The sequence below is a fragment of the Bacillus sp. EB106-06-01-XG163 genome, from assembly GCF_058791615.1.
The window spans coordinates 378,139-398,662 of the sequence record NZ_JBYTDS010000001.1; the positions used below are offsets into that span (position 1 = coordinate 378,139).

The 20,524-nt window shown below is 49.7% G+C and carries 17 protein-coding genes and 1 riboswitch; of the genes, 1 reads left to right on the forward strand and 16 read right to left on the reverse strand.

Annotation, left to right across the window (positions count from 1 at the left end):
* Positions 1-5 precede the first annotated feature (5 nt).
* The gene (locus AC3WTF_RS01470) at positions 6-2,678 is read right to left on the reverse strand and encodes a calcium-translocating P-type ATPase, SERCA-type (RefSeq protein ID WP_129003132.1); all 2,673 of its coding nucleotides are present in this window, start codon (positions 2,676-2,678) and stop codon (positions 6-8) included.
* Between the two features lie 119 nt (positions 2,679-2,797).
* Here AC3WTF_RS01470 and AC3WTF_RS01475 point away from each other — a divergent pair, with 119 nt between their 5' ends.
* Complete coding sequence (locus AC3WTF_RS01475) at positions 2,798-4,504, forward strand: Rqc2 family fibronectin-binding protein (protein WP_031378752.1); 1,707 nt, start codon at positions 2,798-2,800, stop codon at positions 4,502-4,504.
* 441 nt (positions 4,505-4,945) lie between these two features.
* Here AC3WTF_RS01475 and AC3WTF_RS01480 read toward each other — a convergent pair whose 3' ends face one another.
* The 15 genes from AC3WTF_RS01480 to AC3WTF_RS01550 all read right to left on the reverse strand — a co-directional run bounded on the left by AC3WTF_RS01480 (position 4,946) and on the right by AC3WTF_RS01550 (position 20,509).
* A complete protein-coding gene (locus AC3WTF_RS01480) occupies positions 4,946-5,434 on the reverse strand; it encodes a precorrin-2 dehydrogenase/sirohydrochlorin ferrochelatase family protein (RefSeq protein WP_015239834.1) in 489 nt (162 codons plus the stop codon).
* Positions 5,415-6,200: a sirohydrochlorin chelatase gene (locus tag AC3WTF_RS01485; protein WP_020955802.1), complete on the reverse strand. Its 786-nt coding sequence runs from the start codon at positions 6,198-6,200 to the stop codon at positions 5,415-5,417. Before AC3WTF_RS01485 ends, AC3WTF_RS01480 begins: the two co-directional genes overlap by 20 nt.
* Positions 6,201-6,974 (reverse strand): uroporphyrinogen-III C-methyltransferase, encoded by a 774-nt coding sequence (gene cobA, locus AC3WTF_RS01490; protein WP_007409740.1) that lies wholly within the window; start codon positions 6,972-6,974, stop codon positions 6,201-6,203.
* 124 nt (positions 6,975-7,098) lie between these two features.
* Positions 7,099-7,692 (reverse strand): adenylyl-sulfate kinase, encoded by a 594-nt coding sequence (cysC, locus tag AC3WTF_RS01495; RefSeq protein ID WP_007611313.1) that lies wholly within the window; start codon positions 7,690-7,692, stop codon positions 7,099-7,101.
* Positions 7,693-7,705: 13 nt separating this feature from the next.
* Positions 7,706-8,854, reverse strand: coding sequence for a sulfate adenylyltransferase (gene sat / locus AC3WTF_RS01500; protein ID WP_007409738.1), 1,149 nt, complete (start codon positions 8,852-8,854; stop codon positions 7,706-7,708).
* 48 nt (positions 8,855-8,902) lie between these two features.
* Complete coding sequence (gene cysP / locus AC3WTF_RS01505) at positions 8,903-9,967, reverse strand: sulfate permease (protein WP_042635184.1); 1,065 nt, start codon at positions 9,965-9,967, stop codon at positions 8,903-8,905.
* 12 nt (positions 9,968-9,979) lie between these two features.
* Positions 9,980-10,681 (reverse strand): phosphoadenylyl-sulfate reductase, encoded by a 702-nt coding sequence (locus tag AC3WTF_RS01510; protein ID WP_003154369.1) that lies wholly within the window; start codon positions 10,679-10,681, stop codon positions 9,980-9,982.
* A gap of 127 nt (positions 10,682-10,808) precedes the next feature.
* Positions 10,809-10,913, reverse strand: a riboswitch (SAM riboswitch).
* Between the two features lie 101 nt (positions 10,914-11,014).
* On the reverse strand, positions 11,015-11,647 hold the full coding sequence (pyrE, locus tag AC3WTF_RS01515; protein WP_039063053.1) for an orotate phosphoribosyltransferase: 633 nt from the start codon (positions 11,645-11,647) through the stop codon (positions 11,015-11,017).
* Positions 11,644-12,363: an orotidine-5'-phosphate decarboxylase gene (gene pyrF / locus AC3WTF_RS01520; RefSeq protein ID WP_053104367.1), complete on the reverse strand. Its 720-nt coding sequence runs from the start codon at positions 12,361-12,363 to the stop codon at positions 11,644-11,646. The genes pyrE and pyrF overlap by 4 nt, the downstream gene beginning before the upstream one ends.
* On the reverse strand, positions 12,332-13,267 hold the full coding sequence (locus AC3WTF_RS01525) for a dihydroorotate dehydrogenase (RefSeq protein WP_053104365.1): 936 nt from the start codon (positions 13,265-13,267) through the stop codon (positions 12,332-12,334). Before AC3WTF_RS01525 ends, pyrF begins: the two co-directional genes overlap by 32 nt.
* Complete coding sequence (locus tag AC3WTF_RS01530; RefSeq protein ID WP_053104363.1) at positions 13,267-14,037, reverse strand: dihydroorotate dehydrogenase electron transfer subunit; 771 nt, start codon at positions 14,035-14,037, stop codon at positions 13,267-13,269. The genes AC3WTF_RS01525 and AC3WTF_RS01530 overlap by 1 nt, the downstream gene beginning before the upstream one ends.
* Positions 14,034-17,249: a carbamoyl-phosphate synthase (glutamine-hydrolyzing) large subunit gene (gene carB / locus AC3WTF_RS01535; protein WP_492314161.1), complete on the reverse strand. Its 3,216-nt coding sequence runs from the start codon at positions 17,247-17,249 to the stop codon at positions 14,034-14,036. The genes AC3WTF_RS01530 and carB overlap by 4 nt, the downstream gene beginning before the upstream one ends.
* Entirely contained in the window at positions 17,234-18,328 is a 1,095-nt protein-coding gene (locus tag AC3WTF_RS01540; protein ID WP_007409730.1) for a carbamoyl phosphate synthase small subunit, read from the reverse strand. Before AC3WTF_RS01540 ends, carB begins: the two co-directional genes overlap by 16 nt.
* Positions 18,325-19,611: a dihydroorotase gene (gene pyrC / locus AC3WTF_RS01545; protein WP_032866072.1), complete on the reverse strand. Its 1,287-nt coding sequence runs from the start codon at positions 19,609-19,611 to the stop codon at positions 18,325-18,327. The genes AC3WTF_RS01540 and pyrC overlap by 4 nt, the downstream gene beginning before the upstream one ends.
* Entirely contained in the window at positions 19,595-20,509 is a 915-nt protein-coding gene (locus AC3WTF_RS01550) for an aspartate carbamoyltransferase catalytic subunit (RefSeq protein WP_039063051.1), read from the reverse strand. The genes pyrC and AC3WTF_RS01550 overlap by 17 nt, the downstream gene beginning before the upstream one ends.
* Between the last annotated feature and the right edge of the window lie 15 nt (positions 20,510-20,524).

Below are 20,524 nucleotides of genomic sequence, written 5' to 3' on the forward strand. Positions count from 1 at the left end.
TGGAATTATTTTTTTCTTGTCAAAAGTGAACCCGCCAGCAAAAAAGTAGGTATGCCCGACATACCGATAATCAGCATCCAATCGCCCGGCGTAATCGGCACTGTTTTGAAAATCGGCTGCAGCGGCGGATAATAGATGACGATGACCATCAGGAAGATAGAAGAAATGATGGCCCCGAGCAGATAGATATTTTCAAACGGATTCCGGGAGAAAACAGACGTTTCGCTCCGGCAGTCAAACACGTGTATAAGCTGAGCCAGAACAAGAGTCGCGAATGCAACGGTCTGTGCGTAGGGCAGATTTTCAGGATTGCGGTGATAGACGATGATAAACGCTAAAATGGTTGCAGCTCCGATTAAAAACCCTCTTGATACGACTTTCCAGCCCAGTTTTCTCGCAAACACTCCTTCTTTCGGGTGCCGCGGCTTCCGCCTCATCAGGTCTCCTTCCGGCTGATCCATACCGAGGGCCATCGCCGGCAGCCCGTCAGTGACTAAGTTCACCCACAGTATCTGAATCGGAACGAGCGGCAGCGGCAGAGCGAGAAGCATCGCAAACAGCATCACTAAAATTTCACCGACGTTGGAGGCGAGCAAATACCGGATGAATTTTCTTATATTTTCATAGATATTCCGTCCCTCTTTTATGGCTGATTTAATCGTAGCAAAGTTATCATCTACCAGAATGAGAGAAGAGGCTTCCTTTGCCACATCCGTTCCCGTCACGCCCATGGCAACGCCGATATCTGCCTGCTTTATGGCCGGCGCGTCATTAACCCCGTCTCCCGTCATGGCGACGACGTGTCCGTTTTCCTGGAACGCTTTGACAATTTTTAATTTATGTTCAGGCGACACACGTGCGAAGACGTAGACATCATCGACCGTTTCGATAAGTTCTTTCTCCGTAAGCTCATTCAGCGTCTTGCCGTCCATCACACGCCCCTTTTTCGGAAGAAGACGCAAATCTTTTGCAATGGCCTTTGCCGTTTCGACGTGATCCCCTGTGATCATAACCGTTTTAATGCCGGCTTCACGGCATTCTTTAATCGCCTGTCTGACCTCCGGACGGGGCGGATCAATTATGCCTGACAAGCCGAGCATCGTCAGATTTTTTTCCGCCTGCTCCATTGTCGGTTTTTCTCCGGGCTTAAGCGGTTTATAAGCAATCCCGATCGTACGCAAAGCTTGCGACGCCAGCTCTTTCAGAACCGCTTCCGTTTCTGCTTTCTTTTCTCCTGAAAATGGCGCGCTTCTTGCGTCGTACATCAGATGTGACGAGCGGTCAATCAGCACATCGGGCGCTCCTTTAGTGATGACGAACTGCTTTTTTTCCTGATCCTCTACAATGACGGTCATCATTTTGCGGACGGAGTCAAACGGAAACTCGGCAACCACGCGGTAGTGCCCGCTGAGCCAATCGTTTGAATAGCCGCCCTTTCTTGCAGCCGTCAGCAGCGCTCCTTCTGTCGGATCGCCGTCGAGTACATAATGGCCGTCTTTCAGTGCGATTTCGGATGTGTTGCACAACGCGCCGAAAACCAGCATCTGTTCAAGAATCTTCTCATCTTTCGGCTTGATTTCCCGCTCATCTCGGGTGAAAACGCCCTCCGGCTCATAGCCGATGCCTGACACTTTAAATGTTTTTCCCCCTGACCACATATGGGTGACGGTCATTTTGTTTTGTGTCAGCGTACCGGTTTTATCAGAACAAATGACAGAGGCGCAGCCCAATGTTTCAACCGCCGGGAGCTTTCTGACAATTGATTTTTGTTTGATCATGCGCTGGACGCCGATTGATAATGCCACCGTAACAATGGCGGGAAGCCCTTCCGGAATCGCGGCGACGGCCAATGACACCCCGGCCAAAAACATGCTGTAAAGCTCATGTCCCTGTAAGACGCCGACTGCAACGACCAATACCGTTAAAAGGAGCGCGACGATAATTAAAATTTTGCCGAGCTCTTCAAGTCTTCGCTGCAGCGGTGTTGAAAGGCTGCCGGCGGATTCCAGCATATCGGCGATTTTCCCCATTGCCGTATTCATTCCTGTACCGACGACGACGCCGACACCGCTGCCGCGCGTTACGATCGTACCCATAAACGCCATATTGCTGATGTCGCCTAACGAAACATCCGGCTTTCTCAGTTTATCAGCTTGTTTAACCACCGGAATTGATTCCCCGGTCAGCGCCGATTCCTCAATTTCAAGGCTTTTCGCTTCAACGATCCGCACATCCGCGCCAATCCGGTCGCCGCTTGAAAATTTCATGATATCGCCGGGAACGAGCTCCTTGGACTGAATTTTCTTCCAGCTCCCGTCCCGCAACGCTGACACATACGGCGTTGACAGCTCTTTTAATGCATGTAAAGACTTTTCCGCCCGCCGCTCTTGAAAAAAACCGAGAACCCCATTGACAAATACAATCGCCATAATCGCTACGGCATCTACATATTCGCCTAAAAACCCGGATATTAAGGTTGCCGCCAGCAGCACGAGCACCATAAAATCTTTAAATTGGGCGAAAAACACGGCGATCGCCGGTGTCCTCTTGCCCTCCTGAAGCTCGTTCGGTCCGTGCTTTTCAAGGCGTTTTTTCACCTCTTTTTCGGTCAACCCCTGTTTAATGGACGTATTTGTTGCTTTCAGCAAATCGGTTTGTCCCATTTCATGAAACTTCATTCTTCTCGTCCACTCCCCTGCCTCGCTTTAGAGATGTCACTCTGTAAACAAGCTTATTCTGACTCGTCCCTTTTCATGCTATAATTATCGAATGCAGGAAGAAGGAAAGGGTGTTTTATATGTCTTTTGATGGCATGTTTACATACGGAATGACACATGAATTAAACAGCCGGATCGCCGGAGGCCGGATTACGAGAGTCCATCAGCCTTTTAAGCACGATGTGATATTTCATATCCGCGCTAACGGAAAAAACCATAAATTATTATTATCGGCGCATCCGAGCTATTCACGGGTGCACATGACAAACCAGGCCTATGAAAATCCGAGCGAGCCGCCGATGTTTTGTATGCTGCTCAGAAAGCATATCGAAGGCGGATTTATTGAGAAAATAGAACAGGCCGGATTAGACCGGATTATGATATTCCGCATAAAAAGCAGAAATGAAATCGGCGACGAAACCGTCAGAACGCTGTATGTTGAAATTATGGGGCGGCACAGCAATATTATTCTGACTGACGGAGAAGGAGCCATCATCGACGGGCTGAAACATCTATCTCCGTCGATGAACAGCTACCGGACCGTTCTGCCGGGCTATGATTACAAGCTTCCTCCCGCTCAGGAAAAAATTTCGCCGCTTGCCGCGGATGAAGAGGACGTTTTGCGTTATCTCAGTTTTCAGGAAGGACGGCTTGACCAGCAGATCGTCAGACATTTCTCCGGTGTTTCTCCGCTGTTTGCAAAAGAAGCCGTGCACAGAGCGGGCCTCGCTAACAAAATAACGCTGCCGAAGACGCTGATTGAAATGTTCCATGCCGTGAAAGATTGCAGGTTTACACCGAACATTACGACAGCCGGCGGAAAGGAATACTTTTATCTCCTGTCTCTCACACATGTAAACGGAGAGGAGCGCACCTTTCACTCACTGAGTGAGCTGTTGGACCGGTTTTATTTCGGCAAGGCGGAACGCGACCGCGTCAAACAGCAGGCTCAGGATCTTGAGCGGTTTGTCGCAAATGAACGGAAAAAGAACGCCAATAAGATAAAAAAGCTGGAAAAGACGCTCGACTACTCAGAGAATGCGAAGGAATTCCAGCTATACGGCGAACTGCTGACGGCAAATTTGTATATGCTGAAAAAAGGTGACAAAGAAGCGGAAGTCATCAATTATTATGATGAAGAAAGTAAGACGGTGACCATCCCTTTAAATCCGAACAAAACACCGTCAGAAAACGCGCAGATGTATTTTACAAAGTACCAAAAGGCGAAGAATTCCGTCGAGGTGGTAAAAGAACAGATCCGTCTGGCCGAGGAGGAAATCGCTTATTTCGATCAGCTGATCCAGCAGCTCTCCTCCGCCTCCACAAAGGATATTCACGAAATAAGGGAAGAGCTTGTGGAAGGCAAATATCTGCGACCGAAACAGCAGCGAGGACAGAAAAAACAGAAGCAGCACGTTCCTGTTTTGGAGCAATATGAATCTTCACGGGGATTGACGATTCTTGTCGGCAAAAACAATAAACAAAATGAATACTTAACGACAAAAGCTGCCGCAAGGGATGATTTATGGTTCCACACGAAAGACATTCCGGGTTCCCACGTTGTGATTAAAAGCAGCGATCCGGATGAACAATCCATACTGGAGGCGGCTGCGATCGCCGCTTATTTTTCCAAAGCGAAAGATTCCGGCTCCGTTCCCGTTGATTATACAAAAATCAGACACGTGAAAAAGCCAAACGGCGCAAAGCCCGGATTTGTCACCTATGACAGCCAGCACACCGTATTTGTCACACCTGATGCCGACCTTGTCATACGGCTGAAAAAATAAACGCACCTCCAAGCTGAAACCCGCACTCAGCTTGGAGGTGTTTTTTATTACTTATAAACGGAGACGACACTCTCCCAGCCGTCAGAACCATCTATACAGTATCTGATCAGTTTCCCGTCATGTCTGCCTGATCCGCCGGGGGCCGTCTCTGATTAAAGCGGTCACACCTGATTTGGCGGCGGATACTGTCACCTTCCCTCGCCAAACCTGAACACATCCGGGCAGTCAATATAATCATGCCGGGTCTCTGACCTTTCCTTTGTATGCGGGCGGAATCCAGGCGGCATTGGGATCAGATAGATATTCCGCATCACTTCGCAATCCTGACCGCTTGTCGGCATATACCGTTCAAACTGCCCGCTTTCGTTTTGAATTGTTCACATTCGGGGACTGTGAGGACAGTATAAAAAACACCCTGCCTGATGACAGACAAGGTGTTTTTTATGGTCTTCTTCTTTTCTCAAATAATCGATCCACTTCTTCAGCCAAATCAGCAGTAATGAGAGGCTCTATGTCCTCAGCCAGTCTTTTCGTATGTGCCGGGCTTGCGCCGCTTGTTGATACGGATACTTGAATGCGCCCTTTGCGGATGATCTTCGGCATATACACGCTGCCCTGTTCAGCATCGCTTACACAATTGACCAGCTGCGTTTCAGAAGCGCTCGCGGCTATCTCCTGATTTACGCTGCGGTCATTTGTCGCGGCAATGATGAAGAAAGCGGGCGCGAGATCCTTCATTTCAATTTTACGGGAAACCCAGCGGATACGTCCTTCATCCGCCAGCTGTTTAATTTCAGGCAGGGCATCGGGACTGATTACAGTAATATCCGCGCCTTCCGGAAGCACCGTTTTGAGCCTTCTTAAGGCAACATTGCCTCCGCCCGCGATGATAATTCTTTTTCCGCTTAAATTAATGTGCAGAGGCAGCATACTGTCCCCCCTTAAAATCAAACTGACCGCCGGGGTTTCGAACAGCTTCTGACACACGGTTCAAAAACGCCTGCTTAATATGCGGGTGAAAACCTAAGTATGAAGCGAGATGAACATTTTGATTGATCGTTTGAAGCTTTTGAACTTCCCGTTCAATCTCAGTCATTAAAAGCCCGGTAAACAGAAGATATGGAACGATAAAAACGGGTGCTCCGTCATCCTCTTCAAGGCCGGCAAACACTTCTTTATAGTGCGGGTCACATGCTGTTAAAAAACAAGGGATGACTTCTTTAACAGGTGTAATCGCCTCAAGTTTTCCGGCAATCTCACTGACTGCGTTTTTAACTGCCGGATCTGTGCTTCCTCTTCCGATCAGCACCACTTTCGCCTGCTCAATGGGCACTCCGGTATCTTCAATGCGATGATGCACCGCTTTTACGACTTCATCGTCCACTCCGATCGGAACACCATATGTCACTTTTATATCGGGATGCAGGGCCGCCGCACGGGCGATTTCAGCCGGAATGTCATGTTTTGCGTGGGCAGCGGTCAACAGCAGTAAAGGCACGGCCGCAATATGAGTGGCGCCTTGTCTGACACACGCTTCAAATCCCGCTTCAATAGACGGTTCCTGCAGTTCTAAAAAACAAATTTCCTGAATGGGAGCGTCAGCGTGCGGCATGCACCCTTTTAAAAACGCCGCCGACTCTGTCTGCGCTTTTTTCAGCCTGCTTCCGTGCCCGATGTATAAAATCGCCTGCTTCATTTACAACGCCTCGCTCAAATCCAGATTTTTCTGTTCAGATGCATACCAGTCCAGTTTGCAGTGATAATTGACAACATCGCCGATAACAATTAAGCTCGGGTTTTTGATTTCTTCTTTTATCACTGTGTCTGAAAGCGTGCCGACGGTGCAGACGACTGTTTTTTGCCTGTCCGTCGTTCCCCAATGAATAAAGGCTGCCGGGGTGCCGGCGTCTCTGCCGTTTTCCAGCAGCATTCTTTCAATCTGCCGGATATTTTTAATTCCCATATAAATCACCAGCGTATCAATGCCCGTCGCCAGCGCTTTCCATTTTTCTTCAAAGTCGTCTTCTTGTTTATAATGTCCCGTAACGAATGCGACATTGGAGCTCGCCTCTCTGTGCGTCACGGGAATGCCGGCATAAGCAGCCGCCGCGATTCCTGATGTAATGCCGGGAACGATCTCAAACGGAATGGCGTTTTGTGCGAGAGCCTCCGCTTCTTCGCCTCCGCGGCCGAAAACAAACGGGTCGCCTCCCTTGAGCCTTACAACGGTTTTCCCCTTTTTCGCATACTTCACAAGGAAACGGTTGATCGTATCCTGTTTCATAATGTGAAAATCCGGGAGCTTTCCGCAGTAAATCAGATCCGCTTCTTCTCCGGCATATTGTAAAATCTCTTTGCTTACCAATCTGTCATATAATATAACGTCCGCTTTCTGTATGGCTTTCATTGCCTTCACCGTTAATAAGTCCGGATCTCCCGGACCGGCTCCAACGATAAATACTTTCCCCATAGCATGTCTCCCCGATCCGTTTTGAAATCTTCCCAGAACAGCCGCGAGGCCGCACTTCAGCTATTTTACCATATCCCGCCATTTCGGGGGATATCCGGCTGATTGCGCGGCCTTTTTGGACCTATTATGCTAAGCTGTTTTTCACAAAGTCAACCAGTCTTCCGGTGCATTCTTCGCGTTCACATTTGCCTGAATCAAGTACGAGCTCAGGCGCTTTCGGCTCTTCATACGGTGAGTCGATCCCCGTAAAGAACGGAATTTCACCATTTCTTGCTTTTTTATATAAACCTTTCGGATCGCGCTTTTCACATATATCGAGGTCGCATTTAACATAGATTTCATTAAATTCGCCCTCCGCCACAAGCTCTCTCACCTGATCTCTGTCCTCACGGAACGGAGAAATAAAAGCCGTGATGACGATGGTTCCCTGCTGAACGAAAAGCTTCGCCACTTCCCCGATGCGGCGTATATTTTCCTTGCGGTCATCATCGGAAAAACCCAAGTCCTTGTTTAAGCCGTGGCGGATGTTATCACCATCAAGCACGATGACTTGATAGCCTTGTTCAAACAGCTCGCGCGCTGCGGCGTTTGCAATCGTGGATTTCCCTGAACCGCTTAAGCCCGTCAGCCAGAGGATAGAGCTTTTATGCTTGTTTTTCTGCTGGTATTCTTCTTTCGTTATTGAGGCTTCATGCCACACGATATCACGATTTGTCACTCTATTTTCCTCCTTAAGAAACGCCTGCTTCTTCTTTCGTTTTCAGCCCTTTAATCAACACCTCGACAACTTCAGGACGGCTGAATTCCGCCGGCGGCATGACGCCGCTTCGCAGCATTTCTCTGACCTTTGTTCCTGACAGAATGACGTGGTCTTCTCTGTCATGCGGGCATGTTTTGGCCGTTCCCATGTTGCCGCATTTCTGGCAGAAGAAGCTGTGCTCGAATTTCATCGGTGTAATCCCGAGTTCATCCGCTGTAAATTGATCAAACAGCTCTTGCGCTTCATATGTGCCGTAGTAATCACCGACGCCGGCATGATCGCGGCCGACGATAAAATGCGTGCAGCCGTAGTTTTTGCGGACAAGCGCGTGGAAAATGGCTTCTCTCGGCCCCGCATACCGCATAGCCGCCAAAAACACGCCGAGGAACACGCGGTCTTTCGGATAATAATGATCGAGCAGCACCTGGTAGCTTTCCATTCTGACATCCGCCGGAATGTCATCTGATTTTGTTTCACCGACGAGCGGGTTCAAAAACAGGCCGTCAACCGTCTCAAGCGCGGTTTTTTGGATATATTCGTGGGCGCGGTGGACCGGATTTCTCGTTTGGAAACCGACAATGGTTTTCCAGCCCTTTTCTTCGAAGCTTCGTCTTGTATCGGCAGGTTCAAATGTAAACTCGGGAAACTGCTTTGACGCTTTTTTAACTAATGTGATCGGCCCGCCGACATACGTATCGCCGCGTGAAAATAATTTTTTCACGCCCGGATGCGCGGCATCATCGGTTTTATATACGTGAACGGCTTCTTTTTGTTTATCCGGCGTATAAATATCTTCGATGTCGACTACGCCGTATGTTTCTCCGCCGTAAGTCAGTTTCACCGTGTCGCCGACGGCAAGCTCAGCCGCTTTTTCTGAATCGACCGGAAGCGTGATCGGCAGGGACCAGACAACCCCGGATGCCAGACGCATATTTTCAACGACTGACACGTAATCTTTTTCTGTGAAAAATCCTTCAATCGGGCTGTACCCCCCGATCCCGATCAGCTCTAAATCAGCGAACGAAATCAAATCAAGCTCAATTTCTTTTTGGACGGATGTAAGATCATACTGCTCATTTACCCGATTAATTAATGTTCCTCCGTGCGGTGCTAAACTCATAATACATGATTCCTCCCAGTTAACAGATAAATAAACTCAGATTAATAGTTAAATGCCTCCGCCTTGTTCATGGACAGAGCGTTTCTCTTTTCGGATGGCTTTCATCAGACTGGCGGCTCCGCCAGCTGCCAAAAGCACGCTGGCCATCATAAAGATGGAATAGTAATCTCCTTTTAACAGCAGGGAGACAAGCAAATACGAAATCGACAGTGACAAAAACGGTGAAACGACCCATACTTTGAGCATCGTTTTCACGACTTCTTTATGAAAAACGTTCGGCCCGTTTTTGGCCATTCCGATACCGATAATTGATGATGATGTGACTTGCGCCAATGGGACCGGCAGACCGAAGACGGAACTGATAATGACAAGCCCCGCGCCGGTTCCTGAAAGCAGTATGCCTTCTCCGGCTGAAAATCTCGTAATCTTTTTCCCGTTGGTTTCAAGCACTTTGCGTCCTAAAAGCAGAGCGCCGAGAGCGACAAAGATGCCTCCGTACAGCGTTCCTTTGGACACGCTGAGCACGCCCGCAGCAACCAAAGGGCCCACCGCATTTGCGACATTGTTCATTCCGGCTGAAAAAGCTTCCCAAAACCCCGCAATCAGCAGCACAATCCCCAAAATCTTCTGTTTCCGACTCGAAATGACTCGAATATTCAGAGAACTGAATACCTTCGAGACGAGAAACGTGAAACAGAACGCGACAAACGGTACAAGCACCCAAAAAATCACGATGACCAAAAGATGCTGTAAAAACAATACTCTGTACGCGACGCCGACACCGACAATCGCCCCGACAGTGACCTCACTCGTCGACAGCGGAATGCCGAGCACATTCGCCGTGAATAATGATAGCGCCGCCGATCCGATAATAATGCAGACAATGGTGAGCGTAATGGTTTGTTCGGGAATGATTCCGCCGCTGATCGTCTTAACGACTTCACCGCCGCCGATAACCGCCCCTGACAGGACTCCGGCCGCGCAGATGATCAGCGCATACGTTTTCTTTTTAACGGCGCCGGACCCATAAGCGACTCCCATTGAAGCCGCGGCTCCGCTTGCTCCGATATTCATGGCAAAAAACAGGCAGAATAAAATAGCGGCTAATTCCATCGTGCAGCTCCTTTATTCATGCAGTCCGCATTCTGTTTTCGCCATGCCGTTCCATCTGCCGCTCCGCAAATCTTCCGCGGTAAACGCAGGTGAAGTGCACGGTTCACAGCCGATGCTAGGATACCCCTGATCGTGGAGGATATTGTAATCCAGCTCATGCTTGGAAGTATATCTCCAGATGTCTTTCCATGTCCAATGGATCAGCGGGCATACTTTAATCGATTGAAACTTGTCGTCTTTATTCAGGAAATTCGTATTCGCCCGGCTCGGCCCTTGATCCCGGCGAAGGCCGGACAGCCATGCCGGATGCCCCGCGAGCGCTTCTCTTAACGGCAGAATTTTTCTGATGTAGCAGCACTGGTTCGGTTCTCTTTCCCACAGTTTATCTCCGTGAGCCTCGGCCTGTTCTTCAAGAGTAAGGCTGGGCTTTTTCAGGATAATGTTCAGTCCCGGGTAACGCTCTTTCACTTTTTCGATCGTTTCATATGTTTCTTTAAAGTGAAGACCCGTATCGAGAAACACGATTTCCGCGTCTTTCTTTACTTTAGAAATTAAATCGATCAGGACGATGCCTTCAATCCCGAAGCTGCACGCGTAAACAAGCTGGTCTCCGTAGTGGCCGTATGCCCATTTTAAAACGGACAGCGCGCCTTTATAGGAATCGTCTTCCGGAAATGTAATCGCCGGCTCTTCCCATGTGTCATACGTTAGCATTTTTCCTTTCCTCCTCCCGGAGACAATCAAACAGCTGTTGTTTTCTGCCGGTTGTCTTATCCCTCAATCTTTTTTTCATATAAAAAACTTTCAATCCAGCGGAATGAAAGACAGTGACCCGGTATAGCCCTTATCTTCAAAATGCTGTGCATTTTTCTGGATGCGGCACCTTGCATGACACGCAGGTTGCCGGGCGTCATCGGTCCAGTCCCTCAGCCGCTCTTGATAAGCTTTTTAGATTTGTACTAAATTTTAGCACAATTCTAACAGAAGTCAACCCGAGTTTTTTGATAGGAATAATAAAACAGGCCCTGAGGCCTGTTTTTATTGTCATTATTTTTTAAACCAATCTTTTGACTCGGGATTCTGTTTCCATGATTTCAGTTTCTCAATGTCATCTGAATGAATCGTACCGTTTTCAAGCGCGACTTCAATCAGCGTGTCATAATCCGTTAACGAGTAATAAGGAAGACCCGCTTTTTTAAAGGCTTCTTTTGCTTTCGGCAGTCCGTATGTAAAAATGGAAATGACGCCGAGGACTTCCGCGCCCTCTCTTTGAAGGGCCGCTGCAGCTTCAAGCACGCTGCCCCCGGTAGAAATCAAGTCTTCAATCACGACTGTTTTTTGTCCTTTCTTAATGGCGCCTTCTATTTGATTTCCTTTGCCGTGCGCTTTCGGTTTGCTTCTGACGTAGCACATCGGCGCGCCTGTATGGTCTGCGAGAAGCGCAGCATGCGGAATGCCCGCCGTTGCAGTGCCCGCGATCATCTCCGCCTCGGGGAAATGCTCTTTCAGCAGTTTGCCGAGCCCGTCCGCCACATCATTTCTCACTTTTGGATACGACAATGTCAGACGGTTGTCACAATAGATCGGTGATAAAATGCCGCTCGCCCACGTAAACGGCTCATTCGGGCGTAAAAAGACAGCTTCAATGTGTAATAGATGTTTTGCGATAGCCTGTTTCATCGGCGAACGCCCTCCCATTCCAGTTTAATTGCTTCATATGCTTCAACGGGGTTTTCCGCTTTTGTAATTGAGCGGCCCACGACGATGGCTGACGAACCGTTTTTTTTCGCAAATGACGGAGTCGCCGTCCGGACTTGATCGTCAGCTGCGTCACTGGCCGTGCGGATGCCCGGTGTGACTGTCAGAAATGAAGGCCGGACCGCTTCATAAATGGCTTTTGTTTCATGCACCGAACATACCACTCCGTCCAGCCCGCACTCTTCCGCCATTTTGCCGTAATGCACGACCGTTTCTAACAGCGGCTTATGCAGCAGAAGCTCTTCCTTCGCCACCTGCTCTGAAGTGCTGGTCAGCTGAGTCACCGCGATTAAAGACGGGCGTTTTCTGCCTGCCGGCGTGCCTTCTTCAAGTCCCTCAAGGGCCGCGCGCATCATGCGTGCGCCCCCTGCCGCATGCACATTGACGAGATCAACGCCGAGGCCGGCCAGCCGCTTCATCGCTTTATTGACCGTAGTCGGGATATCATGAAGCTTTAAATCTAAAAATATATCACAGTTCCGTTCTTTTAATTGGTGAATGATGGCGGGGCCTTCCTGATAAAAAAGTTCCATCCCCGTTTTGACAAAAAGCCTTTCCTTTTCAAACAAGTCTAAAAACGTTAAAGTCTCTTCCCCTGATGCAAAATCAAGCGCGATGATGGGCAGGTTGTTTTTCATGTTTCCAGCTCCTTCCGATGCATTCACTTACAGATTGAAAGCCGTGTTGGCGCAGTACACTGGGGAGCTGTTCTATGATTTCCGGGCAGACGAACGGATTGACGAAGTTTGCCGTGCCGACGGCAACCGCACTCGCTCCCGCAAGAAGAAATTCTAATGCATCCTCTGCGGTCTGAACGCCGCCCATCCCGATAATCGGGATTTGAACGGCCTGGCTGACTTCGTATACCATCCGGATGGCGACCGGTTTGATCGCCGGGCCTGACAGTCCGCCCGTTTTATTTGCTAAGATCGGCCGTCCCGTCTTGAGATCGAGCCTCATCCCGATGAGTGTATTAATCATCGTCAGACCGTCAGCACCGGCCGCTTCAATCGCTTTGGCAATTTCGGTTATGTTTGCGACATTAGGCGAAAGCTTCACATACACAGGCACTGCGGAAACTTCTTTCACCGCTTTTGTCAGTTCGGCCGCCATGACGGGATCAGTACCAAAAGCAATCCCCCCCGTTTTGACATTCGGACATGAAATGTTAAGCTCAAGCGCATGCACATTCGGCGCTTGGCTGATGTGCTCGGCCACTTCTTTATAGTCGTCCACCTGAGAACCGGCGACATTTGCGATAATCGGCGTGTCAAATTGTTCGAGCCAAGGCAGCTCATGATTGAGCACATGCTCAAGGCCGGGATTTTGCAGACCGATGGCATTCAGCATTCCCGCGCTTGTCTCCGCCACTCTCGGCGTCGGATTTCCGAAGCGGGCTTCGTTCGTCGTTGCTTTAATCATAATGCCTCCGAGGCATGATAAATCGTAAAATCCGGCATATTCTTTCCCGAAACCGAAACATCCGGAAGCGGGGATGATCGGGTTTTTCAATTGGAGACCCGGCAGATTCACCTCTAACATTACAGCGCCACCTCCTCAGCTTTAAATACCGGCCCGTCAAGGCAGACCTTTACATAGGATGTATCGCTTTCACCCGTGCGGCACACGCAGGCGAAGCAGGCTCCGATGCCGCAGCCCATCCGCTCTTCCATCGAAAGATAAACCTCTTTATGGCCGTACTGCTGCTTCAGAGCTTTCAGCATCGGTGTCGGTCCGCAGCTTAGCAGGACATCGAATTCGAGCTGCTTTTCACGGATGACATCGGTGACAAACCCTTTCTCTCCATATGTGCCGTCAGCCGTCGCCACATAGGTGTCTCCGTACGCACGACATTCCTGTTCGTAAAAAACATCCTTTGCTGATTGAAATCCAAGCACATGAATGACGTTTACTCCTTTTTCCGTCAGGCGCTTTGACAGTTCCTGCAAAGGCGGAACCCCCACTCCGCCTCCGACTAACAGCGCGGTTTTGCCGGGTTCAATCCGCCGGACGGGGAATCCGTTGCCGAGAGGGCCGAGAACGTCTATCCTGTCGCCCTCTTTTTTCTCGGACAAAAGACGCGTTCCCTCACCGTCAGCTCTGTAGATAACGGATACTTCATTCGCGGCGAAATCGACGTCCGCAATGCTGAGCGGTCTTCTTAATAGCGGCGTGACCGCGTCACTCACCTTCAGATGTAGAAATTGACCCGGCTCGGTAAGGTGCCGGACAAGCTCTCCTTTCAGCACCATCTTATAAATCCGGTCGGCAATTTCTAAGTTGGATTGAACAGTCAAATGCGCTTTTTTCATATCGTGGCTGCCGCCTTTTGATTGGTTTCGGATGCAGGCATATGATCCGCCCGGAATGTCATGCTTTCCAATACCCGCAAAATGGCTTCGGCCGTATCTAAAGATGTCAGGCAGGCGACTCCGTTCTCAACGGATTCGCGGCGGATTCTGAAGCCGTCTCTGGCCGGCTGTTTGCCCTTTGTCAGCGTATTGATGACAAATTGCGCTTCGCCGTTTCTGATCACATCGAGCAGATTTTTCCCTTCTTCGCCGATTTTCCCGACGACTTGAGCCGGAATCTGAGCGTCTTTCAAATAAGCCGCCGTTCCTTCCGTCGCCAAGATTTTATAGCCGATGGCGTGGAACCGCTTCGCGATCAGCAGTCCTTCTTCTTTATCTTTATCGGCAACAGTCAACAGCACTGAGCCGTAGTTCGGGATTTGAATGCCAGAAGCAATCAGCGCTTTATAGAGCGCTTTTTCCAGGGTTGAATCTTTGCCCATGACCTCTCCCGTCGACTTCATTTCAGGGCCTAACGTAATATCTACTCTTCTCAGCTTCGCGAATGAGAAGACAGGCGCTTTCACGAACACCCCCTGCTGTTCAGGCTGCAGCCCCTCTTGATAGCCGAAATCAGCAAGCTTTTGGCCGAGAATGACCTTTGTCGCCAGATTCGCCATCGGAATCTTTGTGATTTTGCTTAAGAACGGCACGGTTCTGCTTGACCGCGGATTTACCTCAAGCACATACACTTCACCTTGCGACAGTACGAACTGGATGTTCAGCAACCCGATGATGTTAAGGCCTTTTGCCAAGGCTACAGTGTATTGTTCGATTTTTTTCTTAATGTCTTCGCTTAAAGACTGAGGCGGATAGACGGCGATTGAATCCCCTGAATGGACGCCGGCCCGCTCGATATGCTCCATAATTCCCGGAATAACGACTGTTTCGCCGTCAGATACGGCATCGACTTCGATTTCTTTCCCCGTCAGATAACGGTCGATTAACACCGGATGCTGCGGGTTGATTTTGACCGCATTTTTCATATAGTGAAGCAGCTCTTCTTCGTGATAGACGATTTCCATCGCCCGGCCGCCAAGCACATACGAAGGGCGGACAAGTACCGGATAGCCGATGGATGCGGCAATTTTGACCGCTTCGTTCACCGACACGGCGGTTTTTCCGAGCGGCTGCGGCACATTCAGCGCCTCAAGCGCCTGCTCAAACTTATCCCGGTCTTCCGCACGGTCTAAATCTTCAAGTGATGTGCCGAGGATTTTGACGCCGCGGGCGCTCAATTCTTCCGCAAGATTGATCGCCGTCTGACCGCCGAATTGGACGACAACGCCTTCCGGCTGTTCCAAATCGATGATGTGCATGACATCTTCTACCGTCAGCGGTTCAAAATACAGTTTGTCTGATATGCTGAAATCAGTGGACACCGTCTCAGGGTTGTTGTTGATAATAATCGCTTCATAGCCTGCCTGCTTGATCGCCCAGACAGAATGAACGGTCGCATAGTCAAATTCGACGCCCTGTCCGATACGGATCGGGCCGGAACCGAGGACGACGACGCTTTTTCTTGATGTAACCTCAGACTCGTTCTCTTCCTCATATGTGCTGTAAAAGTACGGGGTTTCTGATTCGAATTCCGCCGCACATGTATCCACCATTTTATATACAGGCTTGATGTCTGCTTCTTTTCGCATTTGATACAGCTCTTGTTCCGGCATATTCCATTCCCGGCTGATATATTTGTCGGAGAAACCGAGTTCCTTCGCTGTCTGAAGGACGGCGAGGCTGCCTTTTTCCGCTTTCAGCTCTGTTTCAAAAGCGACCAGCTTACAGAGCTTGTGCAAAAAGAATACGTCAATTGCGGAAAATTCATGAAGCTGCTCCACTGTATAGCCTCTTCTGAACGCTTCAGCAAGATAAAACAAGCGTTCATCCCCGGCCTTTCTGATCCGTTTTTCCAAAAGCCCGTCAGAAATCTCTTCCGCATCCTTCAGTTCCAGGTGATAGACATCGGCTTCCAATGAGCGGACCGCCTTTAACAGCGATTCTTCAAGGGTGCGTCCAATGGCCATGACCTCTCCGGTGGCTTTCATTTGCGTCCCGAGCCTGCGGTTTGCCGACTCAAATTTGTCGAACGGCCAGCGCGGGATTTTAGAAACGACATAGTCAAGCGCGGGCTCAAAAGCCGCATATGTTTTTCCCGTTACGGGATTCATCATTTCATCAAGAGAAAGCCCGACTGCGATTTTCGCCGCAAGCTTTGCGATCGGGTAACCCGTCGCTTTTGAGGCGAGGGCAGATGAGCGGCTCACCCTCGGATTCACTTCGATAATGTAATATTGGAAGCTGTCGGGATCGAGCGCGAGCTGAACATTACAGCCGCCTTCAATGCCGAGCGCGCGGATCAGCTTTAATGAAACATTGCGCAAAAGCTGATATTCCCGGTCGCTCAAAGTCTGGCTCGGGGCAACGACGATGCTGTCACCCGTATGGATGCCGACCGGATCGATATTTTCCATGTTGCAGACGACGATCGCGTGATCTCCGCTGTCTCTCATGACTTCATATTCGATCTCTTTGTAACCGGCAATGCTTTTTTCCAGAAGGCACTGATGGACGGGGCTGAGTTTTAATCCGTTTTCGACGATCTCTTTCAGTTCTGCTTCATTCGAGCAGATGCCGCCGCCCGTTCCGCCTAATGTGTAAGCGGGGCGCACGATAACCGGAAACCCGATCCGGCCGACAAATTCCTCGGCTTCCTGTAAAGTGCGGATGATCTCACTTTCCGGCACCGGTTCATTCAGCTCATTCATCAGCGTACGGAATAAGTCGCGGTCTTCCGCCTGCTGGATGGCGGACAGCTTTGTGCCGAGCACTTCCACCCCGCATTCCTCAAGAACCCCGAGTTCAGACAGCTCGACGGCAAGATTCAGTCCGGTCTGTCCTCCCAGAGTCGGCAGGATGGCGTCCGGCCGTTCTTTTCTGATAATACGCGTGAGAAACTCCGGCGTCAGCGGTTCTATGTATACCCGATCAGCCATTTCCGTATCCGTCATAATCGTTGCCGGATTCGAGTTGACGAGAATGACTTCATAGCCTTCTTCCTTTAAAGCGAGACACGCCTGTGTGCCCGCATAATCAAATTCCGCCGCCTGTCCGATAATAATCGGGCCTGATCCGATCACTAAAATCTTTTTAATATCTACGCGTTTTGGCATACCGCTTCCCCTTCTTTCTCAGTTGTTTCGATCAAGTCAATGAATCTGTCAAATAAATGATTGGCGTCTTCCGGTCCCGGTGAAGCTTCAGGGTGGTACTGAACCGTAAATGCCGGCAATGTTTTATGCTTGAGTCCTTCGATCGTTTGATCATTGATCGCAATGTGCGTCACTTCAAGCTCTGTTTCATCTATTGAAGAAACTGTATATCCGTGGTTTTGGGCGGTTAAAGCGACTTTCCCTGTCGCAAGCTCTTTAACCGGATGATTGGAACCCCTGTGTCCGAATTTCATTTTTTCCGTTTCCGCTCCGGATGCCAGTGCAAATAATTGGTGGCCGAGGCAGATTCCGAATAACGGCACCTTCCCGAGTATGCCTTTTATCATTTCAATGGCTTCCGGCACATCTTTCGGATCTCCGGGTCCGTTAGAAAGCATGATGCCGTCCGGCTTGAGCTGAAGCACTTCTTCCGCCGTTACATTGTACGGCACAACGATGACATCGCATTTTCTTTTGTTTAACTCTCTTAAAATGCCGTGCTTCATACCGAAATCGACGAGTACGATGCGTTTGCCGCGGCCCGGACTCGGATATGCCGTTTTCGCAGATACTTGAGCGACTTGATTTCTCGGCAGTTCCGTTTCTTTCAGCCTTGCAAGAACCTCTCCGACATTCTCCTCACTTGAAGCAAACGTTCCTTTTAATGCGCCGGCCGTGCGGATCATTCTTGTGAGCTTTCTCGTGTCAATCCCTTGTAAGCCGGGGATATTTTTCATTTTCAAATACTCGTCAAGCGTGTAAGCCGAACGCCAGTTGGAAGGCAGCTCGCACAGTTCTTTTACGATCAGCCCTTTTACAAAAGGAGTGATGGATTCAAAGTCATCTCTGTTAATTCCGTAGTTGCCGATCAGAGGATACGTCAGCGTCACGATCTGCCCGCAGTAAGAAGGGTCTGATAAAATTTCCTGATAACCGGTCATTCCCGTGTTGAATACGACTTCACCCGCGGTATGCTCCAGGCTCCCGAATGCTTCACCCTCAAATACCGCTCCATTTTCCAGCACTAGTCTTCTTTTCATTTGACGAGTCTCCCTTCTTCGTATGCAAGCTTACCGGCAGCCATCGTTGCAACAGGCCAACCGAAGCACTTCATCTTGTTGAATGGCGTATTTTTTCCTTTAGATAAAAATGTATCTTTGTCAATGGCTGCTTCTTTTTCCAGATCAATCAGGGTGATGTCAGCCGGCGCCCCCGGTGCAAGCGTTCCGTACGGAAGATCAAATGCCTCGCAAGGTTTTACCGTCATGAAATCAACCAGCTGCTTCAGCGTCCACGCCCCGTTTTTCACAAAATGTGTGTACAGAAGCGGAAAGGCTGTTTCTAAACCGACGATCCCGAAAGGCGCAAGCTTCATATCCGTGTTTTTCTCTTCTTCTGTATGCGGCGCATGGTCAGTGGCGATGAAATCAATCGTACCGTCTAAAAGCCCTTCAATCAGCGCCTCTCTGTCCTCTTTGCTGCGAAGCGGCGGATTCATTTTAAAATTGGTATCAAGTCCCGGGATATCTTCGTCACAAAGCAGCAGGTGGTGCGGCGACACTTCCGCCGTCACGCGGATTCCCGCTTTTTTTGCGTCTCTTACGGCTCTGACCGATTCTTTCGTGCTGATATGACACACGTGGTAATGGCAGCCCGCCGCTTCCGCCAGCAGGACGTCACGGGCGATATGTACCGCTTCACAAATGGAAGGTATGCCGTTCAGGCCGTTCGCTTTTGAAAAAGAACCTTCATGCACGCTCCCTCCGTAAATAAGTGAGTTATCCTCACAATGAGCGACAATCGCTTTATTCATTGAAGCCGCCCGTTTCATGGCTTCATACATCATTCCGGCCGTCTGAACGCCGACGCCGTCATCGGTGAAGGCGAATGCTCCGGCTTCATGAAGCGCCTTAAAATCTGTCATTTCTTCGCCGGTTTGCCTGATCGTAATGGATGCGTAAGGAAGAACCCTGACAGATGAGGTTTCTTTGATCCGGTTTTGCAGCCATTCCATCTGCTCTTTCGTATCCGGCACCGGTCTTGTATTCGGCATGGCTGCGACTGTGGTAAAGCCGCCTCGCGCCGCGGCTTTAGAGCCCGTCTCAATGGTTTCTTTTTTCTCGCCGCCCGGTTCTCTGAAGTGAACATGAAGGTCTACGAGTCCCGGTGAAACGAACAGTCCGTCAGCGTCGATCACCGTTTCTCCGTCTTTCGCTGTCAGAAGCCCGGTTTCCGAAATGAATTCACCCGTTACCCGGATATCTTGTGCCACTTTTTCTCCCTGTTCATTTAACATCCAGCCGTTTTTAATGAGATAAGACATAAGCCGCTTCTCCCCTTTTTACATTGGTTTGCAGTGCTCTTTTTAAGACTGCCATTCTGATATACACGCCATTTTCCATTTGTTTAAAGATTCTTGATTTTTCGCATTCCACTAATGTTGTGTCAATTTCGACTCCTCTGTTCACCGGTGCGGGATGCATGATGATGGCATGCCGCTTCATGCTCTCCGCCCGCTTTGCGGTCAGCCCGTATGCTCCCAGGTAGCCTTTTTGGTCAGCTTCTGTCTGATGCCTTTCATTTTGGATGCGGAGCAGCATGACGACATCTGAAGCTTGTATGGCTTCATCCGTCTGTACACAGGTGCCGAAGGCGTTTTTCTCATCCTGCCATTGCGGCGGACCAGAAAACAGCACGCGTGCGCCGAGTCTTGTCAGCACCTCGGCATTTGACCTTGCCACCCTGCTGTGTTTGATATCGCCATGAATGGAAACTGTCAGGCCCTGAAAGGTCTCAAATTCCTCTTGAATCGTCATTAAATCGAGTAATGACTGAGTCGGGTGCTGGCCGCAGCCGTCGCCGGCGTTTAAGATCGGAATATTGACTCTGCCGGTCAGATCTTTGTAATATTCATCCGTGCTGTGCCTGATGACGCAGGCGTCCGCTCCGATTGATTCCAGAGTTTTGACCGTGTCGTATAAGGACTCGCCTTTTTGAACGCTTGTGCTCGTATCGTCTAAGCTGAGCACGTTCATCCCGAGTTTCTTTTCCGCCACTTCAAAGCTGAACCGCGTTCTCGTGCTCGGTTCAAAAAACAGATTCGCAACGAATTTTCCCGCGAGATCGGGGCGGACTGTACCCTCTTTTATCGCTTTTGCCTCACGCAGCAGTTCTGTAATTTCAGCAGTGCTCAGTTCAGACATCGCCGTTAAATGATTCATGTTTTTCTCCTCCGT